Origin of the sequence: Bacillus sp. FSL L8-0152, assembly GCF_038006365.1 — a bacterium.
GTDB lineage: Bacteria > Bacillota > Bacilli > Bacillales > Bacillaceae_G > Bacillus_A > Bacillus_A cereus.
In genome coordinates, this window is the sequence record NZ_JBBOVB010000001.1 from 3,296,946 (window position 1) to 3,308,307 (window position 11,362).

The window sequence follows — 11,362 nt, forward strand, 5'->3', positions numbered from 1 at the left end:
TTTTGTAAAATACACAAAAAGACCGTCACAGTATTGTGACGGAAAAACAGGAAAATTTCAATAACTAATACTATTATTATTTATTTTTAGCTTTTAAGACACCCAGCGCTATTTTGGTTGCTTCTGCAATAAGCTTATCATCGTATTTAGCATCCTCTTTATCATGATTAGAAAGTATCGCAAGAACAATTGGCTTTTTATTTGGTGGCCAAATAATTGCGATATCATTTCTGGTTCCATAAGATCCCGATCCCGTCTTATCAGCTACTTCCCATCCTCCTGGAACTCCAGCACGAATTAAGTTGTCTCCCGTAGTATTCCTTTTCATCCAATCTATTAATAAATCCCGTTTCTCAGTTGAAAGTACATCTCCTAGCGCAAAAGACTGAAGATTAGTAGCTAATGCCTTTGGGGTACTAGTATCATGTACGTCTCCTGGATGCACTTCGTTTAACTCTGGTTCAAAACGTTCAGGATTTGTAACGGTATCTCCTATTTCTCTCAGTGATTTTTTGAATTCACTAGGTCCACCTAATTGTTTAAGAATAAGATTTTGCGCAGTATTATCACTATATCGAAGGGAAGCATCTGCAAGCTCTTTCAGAGTCATACCCCTATCAACATACTTTTCTGTAATTGGATTGTAATTAACAAGATCTTCACGAGTATACAAAACTCTTTGATTTAGATCTTCTATTGATTTCTTTTGTAAAAGTACTCCCACAGCTAAAGCTTTGTGGGTAGATGCGTATGCAAACCGTTTATCTGATTGATACGTAACGGTTTGATTCGTATCAGTGTCCAATGCATAAATACCGAGTTTAGCATCAAATTCTTTTTCAAGTTTAGCAAAAGAATCATTACCAGTAGTTTCTTGTTTGGTTTGATTTGTTTGTTTTGTTTGTTTAGGTAATTCAGATTGAGTATTACCATCGGAACAGCCTATAAGCGTTGCACATGAAAGAAATACTACAGGTACCATCTTTTTGTAATGTAAAATGTTAAAAAACTTGTTTAAGACTATCATACATTTTCAACCTCTTTCAAGAATATATAGTTTTTCTAGGTGTTATACATATCGATACAATTAAAGAGTGTATCGGATATCACTCTTCTTGCATCTCACTTTTCATAAAATGATTGAACTATCATGAACACCTGTTTTATACGTATACTTAATAGACAACCTAAGTAACAAGTTTGTTCCATTTTTATCAGTAGTCGTATCTAGAAACCTAAAAAAGTCCATTTAGAAGATTTAAATGGACTTTTTCACTCATATAATACTATCTATAGTTAAACAAATAAGATTAAATACATTTAAATTTTCTTGTTTTATCTAATAAACTGTTTAGGCATTTCTTTAACGTGCTTATCATCATCACGCTAATCATAGGTTTCTTTCTGCGAAAAATATAAAGTTTGATCTCCAATTCTAACAATATTCTTATTTACCCATTCAATATATGGATCGGTATCTGGATAATTCCAATATATATTTTTCTCTGAATCTGTATCAAGGTTAACTAATTCACCCCTAACAGCATCCGCACTTAATGATCCTGCATTATGAAAATAAATCTTGATGAGATATTTTCCATCTGGAGATTTCACTGTTCGAATTAATTCCCCTTTTGGAACACCTTGCAAACTAAAAAGTTTCCAATATCCAAATCCAATTATAATTACTAACATAGTAAGTATAGTTAGTAATACTTTTCTTTTTGTTTTTTTAATTTCACCTTTTGTATTTATAATACTCATTCAACTCCATTCCATAATATATCAAAAATGAAAATTCCCCTTTAAGAAAAATATAAAAAATCAGACAGTATACTTGAATTGCTCTTCGCATGAGAATATACTAATAAAGCAGGCTATGACGTTCCTTCCTTCTAACTTCTTTGGCGAAATAGGGATGTTACTTTCCTGCTAAACACATAGGCTATGACAATTCTTCCTTCTTTGTAGAAATTTCAAATTGTTTTAGAGTTGTCAATTTCCTATGAAAATAATTAGACTATAAAACCTCTTTCTTCTTTGGGATTGAATAAACTTTAGTTTATCAACCATTGATGTAGAGGTTTTCTTTTCTTAATTAACAAATTACCACTTAACAACTAAATGTTATACCTCTAATTTTTCACTAAAAAATAACTATGTATCCTCTGTGCATTTCTCTACAATTAGTGTCTTTATGCATGTAAAAATAAAAATCTACCACTGAAAGGAGGACAGTCGGACTATTCCCCCTCTTTTATAAGGAGTGAATAGCTGGCGTTCTCATGAAAAATTCTATTTACATAAGAAGAAGTTTGAAAGTAATTATAAAAAGAGAAGAAAATAAACTACCGAACATGTATTTAGCCACTGTTTTAAAAAACTTGGAAAGTTTAGGATTTACTTTTTCCGAGCCTTTAATAGAAGAGTTGCAAACACTTTCGGTTGATGCATTCACATCGTTTTACAAAGAGTTGGTAAAACATTTAAAAGAAATGGTTGGTGCACATATTCAGTTTACTCCTATGTATCCAAACTTTCCGCAACAAATGATGGATTTAAGTGACGCTGATTTATACATCAATGCCGTTATTCATTATGTGACGTCGTGCCTACCTGTATCAAAAGTAGAAGAACGACTTCCTCTTTTAGATAGCGTTGATTTGAAAGTTATTGACTTAGGAAGTGAAGAAGATTTCAATCAAATGATTTCTCAATTGATTAGTGCAAACAGCTCTATTTCCTCAACTGATAAGACAGATGTAGAATGGGCTATTACACACACTGAAGATGTTTCCTGTTTTCTACCTAATGTAATTCCTCATAAGGAAAATATGTCTTTTATAATTGGGGTTTTATTAATAAACAGAAAAATATCAGCCGATGCTGCTGCAAAGTATTTTAAAACAGCAACTGATGTTCTTCGCCTTGCAGTTGCTTTATCTGAAGGTGATGTGAGTTTAGCATCCTCCGTTCGATTCAAGAAGTTTAACCGAGCAGAAAGACGCTTCCTTTTAGGATTGTTAGAGCAATGCGGAAACATTACCGAAGATATGATTCGATACAAAAAACGTTGGATTCGTTTAGGTGAAATTCTTCATCCAGCAGAATATCATACTCGTTTCCCAAAAAACCACCGAGCATTTGAGATGCTTCGCAACAACATTAAAGTTGAAACATTTAATGGAAAAATAGAAGCAGCTTTGTTGAATCGTGATATCATGACAGCGAAAAATCTTTTAAAAACTCGCCCGGGGGAATTTGCCAGACGCTTGGATCATTTAATCCGTTTATGTAGTAATAAGTCAACAGATGTTTTCAATATTCTCGAAGATTTTCTAAGTATAATAGGAAACGTTTCTACTCCTGTATTACTTCAACTCACGGCTCATTTTAAGCATCGAAATGATAAAAATGAATTTCGTACCTTTTTTCCAAAGGGAAATGTAGCAAAAGCTATAGGTATTGAAAATACACTTCCATTTATCTCAGAGGATATTTGTTTAATGATTGTAAAAATGTGTGAAGATACTTTAAAAAATCGCTTCACGGAACTTCCAAGTCTTGGAAAAGTATTTTTGGATGAACAGTTAAAAAATCACTTAGTTCCCTTCTCTCAACGTTCAGCCAGCAAAGCGCTTCGCACATTATCTCGAGGAAGTAAAGTAGATTTGCCAGAAGGAGATACGATTCGTTTTTTCCTATGGTGGAAAGAAGGCTATGTGAATGGACAACATACAGGACGCGTTGACATTGATTTGTCTGCTGCAATGTACGACGAAGATTGGCAATACAAAGAACATGTATCCTTCACGAACTTACGTTCAAAAATTTCAAAGCCTACCATAGCGGAGATATTACTTCTGCACCAAAGGGAGCATCTGAATTCATTGATTTCGATATTCCGTCTGTGCTGAAATATGGTGGACGCTATGTAGTTATGACTTTGCTTTCTTACACAGACCAACCATATAAAGATTTACCAGAATGCTTTACTGGTTGGATGGTTCGTCAATATCCTGGTTCAGGTGAAGTATTTGAACCTTCTACTGTTCAAGATAAAGTGGATATTACTGCCGACACCCAAATCTCTATTCCAGTTATTTTAGACTTAAAGGAACGAAAATTGATTTGGACAGATTTGTCTCTTACAAGAGATCTAACTTATGATAATACCATCGAGGCTAATCAAAAAGGTATGATACTAGTTGGAAAGGCTTTAACTAATTTAGTTAAACCGAATTTATATGACTTGTTCCGATTACATATTGAAGCTAGAGGTGAACTCGTTCAAGAAATCGAAGAAGCAGAAAGCATTTTTTCTTTGGATAAAGGGATTACTCCTTTCGATATTGAAAAAATAATATCTGATTTTATCGCTGACCCACAAGGCTAACTATATTACAAACATTGATAATGTGTGGAAAATATCCATGTATAATGTCTATGTGAAACAGGACCTGATAGATGAATATCAGGTCCTGTTTTTTATTTAGTAGATACTAAATAGTCCGGTTAATCACTATTCATCTAAATACACTATACTAATAAAGTGAAATTTATTCGAAAAAAATTCATTAGTTAATACGTAACTAATTAAGAAACATTCATATACCAGCCCAAACATCTTTTCCATATCGCCCTTCATCTTGCACACGATCCAACCAATTTCTTGCTTCTTGTTCACTGACTTCATGAATTTCTTGATACGCTTGACAAAGGGTATCTTCTACATCCAGAGCCATTTTACTTCCATCACCACATATATAAAGATGAGCTCCATTATCTAATAACGAAATTAAATTGATTCTATCTTGTTTTATTAAATGCTGTACATATGTTTTTGGATGTCCCTCTAGACGAGAAAAAGCTGTGTGTAAAGAGATTAATCCATCTCTTTCATCATTTTCTAGTTCTGTACGATAGAGATAATCTTTTTCAGGATGACGACAACCAAAATATAGATGCGCTTGTCCTAAGTTAATACCTTTTTGCTTTTGAACACGACGCGCTTGCAAGAATCCACGGAATGGTGCAATTCCAGTACCTGGCCCAACCATAATAATTGGTGTTTCTGGATCTTTAGGCAATTCAAAGTTTGATTGTGGCGTTCGAATGAAACAGATAATCTCATCTTTACTATGACGCTGAGCTAAGTAATTAGAAGCGACGCCTTCATATGTCCCTTCTCCACTCCATGCAGGCGCATTAACAACACCGACCGTAATGCTCAGACGATTGTGTGCAACGAGTGGAGAGCTTGAAATAGAATAGTAACGCGGTTTGAGCGCAGGAAGAAGTTCTAAAAAGCGTTCAAATCGGATTTCACAAGCCTCATACTTTTCAAGAAGGTCCAACATTGAAATCCGTTTCTTTAGTATTTGTTCATGGTAAACTCCTTCTTCTAATAATGCTTCCAATTCTTTTTTATGAGGAGGACATGCTGTGAATGTTACCATTTCTCGTATTTGTGCTCGAGTGGCAGCTTCTTGAACTTCAACACTATAACTAAGAAGGTCCAATAAACTAACAGGACTGTCTAAAGGTATGTGATTTATACTTCGTCCACTTGCACTCAGTATAACTTGATCCTTCCCATTTAATCCAAAACGTTTTAAAATTCGGTTGATATTTTTCTCGCTATTAACTGGCAACACTCCAAGGTGGTCTCCTTCTTTATATGTAGCGCCTTCTGGCAAAGATACCTCGATATGTCGTGTACTTCTATCACTGCTGGGTGATTGGAGTTCACGATTTTCTAGTATAGATGCATAAACTGCTTCATATGTTCGTGCAAGAGGAGATCCTCCAAGACGACTAACAAATTGCAGACTCAAAGTACTGCGCTCTTTTTCCATATTTTTGTTGAGCTCCAATCCAAATGCCTTCATCGCATCAGACCACATGTTTTGTTTCCATTGCTCAAGCTGTTCCTCGAAATCACCACTTGCATCTGCTTCTCCGCGTTTAGAAAATCTTGTTGCTCCTTTTTGAGCCATCTGCTCATCAATGTATCTTGGAATCCGTTGGTAGGTACTAGCCCAATTATGATCTCCACAACCAAAAACTGCGTATTGAACCCCTTTTAGCTCATCTGGTTTTAGTTCCTCCAACCATTGCACAAACTGCCCTGCATTACTTGGCGGTTTTCCATTATAAGAAGAAGTCACAATAAGTACCGCTCCTTCTTTTGGCAAACTTCCAATTCGATCGTTAAGAGCTACCACTTCCGTTTGAACTCCTTCTAAACTAGCTGTATCTGCTAATTCTCTTGCAATACCTTCTGCTACACCTGTATCCGAGCCATACAGAACAAGAAGTGAAAGATTATCGGCCCCAATAATAGAAGGTGTCTTCTGGACGTGCTGCTTAATTTCATCGTTTTTCAGCTTGTCCTCTGTAGGTGCAAGAACAGTAGGATGACTAATAGTTTGTTTTCGGGGTAGAATCCTAATCTTAAAATCACCGGGCTTTAGCGTTAATGTTTGTTTTACGTCCAGCTGATAGTTTTGATAATCGATTAATTCAAAATGTTGAAGAAGCATTCCCATTACAAGAGTGGCTTCATGAAGTGCAAATTGCATACCGATACATGCTCTCTGGCCATTTCCAAATGGCTTATAAGCATGATGAGGAACCTTATCCAGCTCTTCAAATCGTTCAGGTTGGAATTCTTCTACATTGTCTCCCCATGCATCTTTATCCCTATGTAGCTGTGGAATAAGAACAGAAATACGATCTTCTCCTTTCTTAATTGGGTATTTCCCGCCAATCACTGTATTTTCTTTTGCATAGAGACTGAATGCTGGAGCGGTAGGCCATAGACGCAGTGATTCATTTAAAATCATCCGTATATACTTCAGTTTCATAACTTGTTGGTATGTTGGAGTAGGATCTGTCAAAACACGGTCTACTTCTTCATAGGCTTTTTTCAACTTATCCGGATTCTTTAATAAAAAGTAAATTGCAAAAGATAACAATCCACTTGTTGTCTCATGTCCAGCTATTAAAAAAGTGATAATTTGGAAACGAATGTTTTCATCATCTAGTTTTTCACCAGTTTCCGGATCTTGTACATTTAACATACGGGAAAGTAAATCATTTTCTTCCTGATTTCCACTACTTTTACGTTCAGCAATAATATTATCTACTAAAGAAAACATGGATTGAATATCATGCTGAAATTGACGTTTCGTTCTCCACATAAGTTTGTCTTCTATATCTAGCCGCTGCAATTGGTGCATCGCCTCATCTAGAGCACGGCTCATGCTAGTAATAAAAGGATGAGGGGTCTCACGATAAAAGCTATTAAATCGGTAATTAAAACCACATAGACCAATTGTATCTAACGTAAGACGAGTCATATCCTCCGGAACATCTACGTTTTCATTCGGATTAAGCCGTGCCCATTTTTGAACGAGTTGTACAGCAAGATCGACCATCATGGCATGGTAATCTTTCATTGCCCGTTGGCTAAATGTAGGCATCAAAATATTATGAGCTTTTTTCCAGTTAGGCTCGTGAGTCTCGCTAGTAAATAATCCGTCCCCAGCAAAGGCACGAACTTTTGCTAAAGCACCCTCTATACTTTTATCGAACCGTGTTTCATCACAAACTTCTGCTACCAATTCATGTCCAGAAACGACAATGATGGTATCACTTAAAGTTTGAATTTGAAAAATGGGACCATACTCTTCCGCTATCTTGATAAAGGATAGCGTCGGTTTATCTTTATCGATTAATGGGAGATTACCCAGCGGTCCATATGTTTTCGGCTGAGGAATGGCAGATACTTTTTTTTCCATTTAAAACACCCTTTCAAAAAAGCATGAAATAAAGTGAAACTTTAATCAGTGGGGGTTTTGTTCATCCCCCACTGATTATTAGTTGAACCAATCGGGCTTTTACGGGCAGTTGGTCCCCCACCTAACTTCTTTGCTTCCGCTAAATTTTGAGGTGGGGGTCTTACTGCCCGTTAATGCGGGATAACATATCCCATTTAATAAAGAGGAAATAGCAACTAATCGCCTGGGATAAAGATATGTAATTGATTACCTTATTTTATCTTTTCCCTAACTATTCATGATTATGATATTGAGTATAAGCTTGGCAATTAGATTTATAACTTGTAGAAAAATACTAAATTAAAATGAAGCGAATAAATATAATTGGAGCCTTTTAATGTTGGTGTTAAAAGATAATCTAAACTTGTAATGTTTATGAGAAATTGCAAACGGATCTCATCTCTTGTATTTGTTTATAAAAAAGATTATTTTGATTCATTTTCTTCTAAAACACCCAAAAATAGAGAAGTTGACGAGCTTAAGATTGTAGTATTCGAAAAATCAGTAGTTTAGTTAAACCAATACGATAAGCAAGTATACCTTGTTATTAATGAAAGAGGACCTGATATGAACATCAGGTCCTCTTTTACTATATAATTATTTCCCTGCTTCTTTTAGTTTTTTCTAGCTTTAAATACCGGCGCCTTAGCAGCAAAAAAACTTGTAGGAATCTTTATCTAGCGTTTTATTCTTCTCTACCGATTTAACTTCTCGACAGCCTCCGCACTTGTATCTACACGTTTAACGAAAAAAACTAATAGTAGTGCAACAACATTCATGCCAAGCGCTACATAAAATGAATATTGAATTCCAGATAATAAAGCCTTCTGAGTTACTATTGCCTTCGTAGTTTCTGTAAAGGTTGTTGGATCTATATCAGACATTAAACTTTCAGCTTTTGTGTTTGTTACAGAGTTCATAATCGTAACAAGGATAGCAGTACCAATCGAACCGGACACTTGTTGAGCTGTATTATTAACAGCTGTACCGTGCGGATTTAAACGAGTTGGTAATTGATTAAGACCATTTGTCATAAGTGGCATCATCACCATCGCCATCCCAAACATCCGCAGTGTGTAAATAAGAATAATATGTGTGTGACTAGAGTCGAGTTGCAGGTTTGCTAGCATATAAGTTGAAACAGCTGTAATGGAAAGCCCCACTATGCCAAGAATCCGAGGACCATATTTATCAAATAGTTTACCTGTAATTGGTGACATAATCCCCATTATAACCGCACCTGGAAGCATCATCAGCCCAGAGCTCAGCGGCGAAATACCACGGACGTTTTGTACATAAGCTGGTGTTAAAATCATACCCGAAAACATGGCCACCGCGTTAACAATTGCAATTACAGACGCAAGTGCAAACATTGGGTACTTGTAAACACGTAAATCCAATAACGGCTCATCCATTTTTAATTGACGAATAATGAAAGCAATTAGGGCAATAGCACCTATGATTAAGGTTGTTAAGACAACTTTATTTGTCCAACCATCGGAGCTTGCAGAACTGAATCCATATAACAAACCGCCAAAACCGACAGAAGATAATAGTAATGAGAGATAATCAAGTTTTGCATTTTTGTTTTGTTTCATGACATTCTCAGATTTCCAAATCCCTAACAGTAAGCTAATGATTGCTAACGGTAAAATCATTTCAAAAAGCAAACGCCAGTCATAATACTCGACAATATAACCTGATAGTGTCGGTCCAATTGCTGGAGCTGTAATCATAACTAGTCCAAAAATCCCCATTGCTGTTCCCCTTTTTTCTCTCGGAAAGCTTACTAGCATAATATTCATTAACAAAGGCCCCATAACTGAAGAGCCTGCCGCTTGAACCATCCGACCAGTAAGTAATAAACCAAAATTCGGCGCTACAGCCGCTAAGGCAGTACCAAGAATAAAAATCACCATAGAGGTAATAAATAGGCTTCTATTCGAGAAACGCGTTATTAAAAATGCTGATGCCGGAATTAATATACCACTTACAAGCATATACCCTGTAGAAAGCCACTGGATCGTTGAATAATCTTGAATGTCTAAATCTTTCATTATTGATGGCAAGGCTACATTTAAAAGCGAGTTATTTAGAAATGAAACAAATGCCCCAATAAAAAGAATTACAAGCATTAAATATGGTGGTTTTCTTTTATGTAATGTTTCACTCATATATTTAATTGCCCCTTCATTATAAATTTCATTGATTCGTTTAAATCGTTTACATATTTGCACAAGAAAACATTACCCTTGCAGTATTTTGCCAAACTCTTCGAATGGATATTCTCTTTTTAGCAATTCCACTTGCCCAACATAACATTTTAAAATCTTTTTGTTGATTAAACCTTTATAAAAATGTTTGTTAACGAAATTTAAATTAGGCTGAAATATATAAAAGAAGCAACTGAAAATACCCTTCTAAAATAAAGTGAAACTTTAAATCAACAAGTCCACACACCCATTCCTTTAAATACAGGCTTGTAGATCTAGTTATGTAACCATCCATAAAAAGGAATATTACATAGGCTAAGTCTAACATTACATTTTTAAAGTGAGGAGAATAAGCGTATGCACCAATATTGGTATTTGAATTCAAAGGGAAACGGGGAACAATATACTAACCAAATTTCATTATATTCACAGCCCGAAATAACTAAATCTGAGGTAATGAATGATTTGAAGCTTCCTGAGAATTGGAGTTACCGAGTCTATCCAGTTAGTTGGGATTCACCAGCCAATTATACGGGGTTCAGTCCCCAACCCCCTCCCTTCTCTTGGGGGCAGCCAATCAATTATGCAGGGATGATGCCCCAAGGACATCCCGATAATTGGACTCCACTACCAGGTCATGAAGGTTTTAATTTTCAAAAACCTTCCTTCCCCTGGGCGCAACCATTCAATCATACAGGGATGTTCGCACAAGGGCATCTTGCCGCTTTACTATCGCCGCCAACTAAGCCTTTTCATTTCAATACCAATAACTCGGGTGTTTTTGGAAACCCTCCAGGATGGGGTAGTCCGTGGGCCCCAATGGGATGGGGAAATAACGGAGGTAACGGTCAGCCAGGAATGCTTGGAAACTTACTTACAGCAGGAAAAGGCACCATGAGTGGAATAGGAATGATCAGTAGTCTAATCGGGATGGGGAAGTTCTTCTTTTAGTTAATTAAAGTGATAGAATTGGTCCGCAGCTCAGACATTCCAACAAAATATTTCATTTTCCATTGATTTAATGTTTTCAAACATGTACTCCTCAATATATTTATTGTGTGCTTCCAATACTCCATCCAAGTTCGTCTCCTTGTCTTTCAATTTATAAAAAAATCTGTTGCAACTCTTTAGACAACAATTCCAGTTCATAAAAAATCGATAAGTTCATAACAAAAACGCCATCTCTTCCTATGATTCTAGGGAAAGAATAGCGTTTTTGTTACGTAACAATTAAGTTGTTTCATTCTTGTTTATTCAATAATTTCATTGTCATTTCTCTGCATTTTTAGCCTGATAGCGATATGA

The 11,362-nt window shown here is 35.9% G+C and carries 5 protein-coding genes and 1 pseudogene; 2 read left to right on the top strand and 4 right to left on the bottom strand.

The genetic code is table 11. The features are described 5' to 3' along the window. Nucleotides 1–76: 76 nt before the first annotated feature. Both bla and MHH27_RS16520 read right to left on the bottom strand, forming a co-directional pair. Entirely contained in the window at nt 77–1,027 is a 951-nt protein-coding gene (bla, locus tag MHH27_RS16515) for a class A beta-lactamase (protein WP_098566721.1), read from the bottom strand. A 359-nt stretch (nt 1,028–1,386) separates the two neighbouring features. Continuing rightward, nucleotides 1,387–1,764: a DUF5412 domain-containing protein gene (locus MHH27_RS16520; protein ID WP_098566722.1), complete on the bottom strand. Its 378-nt coding sequence runs from the start codon at nt 1,762–1,764 to the stop codon at nt 1,387–1,389. Between the two features lie 521 nt (nt 1,765–2,285). Here MHH27_RS16520 and MHH27_RS16525 point away from each other — a divergent pair. Beyond that, nucleotides 2,286–4,396: pseudogene (locus tag MHH27_RS16525) on the top strand (TerD family protein). A 211-nt stretch (nt 4,397–4,607) separates the two neighbouring features. Here the strand turns inward: MHH27_RS16525 and cypD are convergent. Then, nucleotides 4,608–7,805: a bifunctional P-450/NADPH--P450 reductase gene (cypD, locus tag MHH27_RS16530; RefSeq protein ID WP_340943383.1), complete on the bottom strand. Its 3,198-nt coding sequence runs from the start codon at nt 7,803–7,805 to the stop codon at nt 4,608–4,610. Nucleotides 7,806–8,539: 734 nt separating this feature from the next. Beyond that, on the bottom strand, nt 8,540–10,018 hold the full coding sequence (locus MHH27_RS16535) for a DHA2 family efflux MFS transporter permease subunit (RefSeq protein ID WP_340943385.1): 1,479 nt from the start codon (nt 10,016–10,018) through the stop codon (nt 8,540–8,542). Nucleotides 10,019–10,414: 396 nt separating this feature from the next. Between MHH27_RS16535 and MHH27_RS16540 the strand changes: the two genes are divergently transcribed. Further along, nucleotides 10,415–11,008 carry a hypothetical protein gene (locus MHH27_RS16540; RefSeq protein ID WP_000554433.1) on the top strand — a complete coding sequence of 198 codons (594 nt, stop codon included), beginning with the start codon at nt 10,415–10,417 and terminating at the stop codon, nt 11,006–11,008. Nucleotides 11,009–11,362: the final 354 nt, after the last annotated feature.

Bases quoted from the DNA above. Each gene is read 5' to 3' on its own strand.
- bla (WP_098566721.1), bottom strand. From the start codon at position 1,027: ATGATAGTCTTAAACAAGTTTTTTAACATTTTACATTACAAAAAGATG.
- MHH27_RS16520 (WP_098566722.1), bottom strand. From the start codon at position 1,764: ATGAGTATTATAAATACAAAAGGTGAAATTAAAAAAACAAAAAGAAAA.
- cypD (WP_340943383.1), bottom strand. From the start codon at position 7,805: ATGGAAAAAAAAGTATCTGCCATTCCTCAGCCGAAAACATATGGACCG.
- MHH27_RS16535 (WP_340943385.1), bottom strand. From the start codon at position 10,018: ATGAGTGAAACATTACATAAAAGAAAACCACCATATTTAATGCTTGTA.
- MHH27_RS16540 (WP_000554433.1), top strand. From the start codon at position 10,415: ATGCACCAATATTGGTATTTGAATTCAAAGGGAAACGGGGAACAATAT.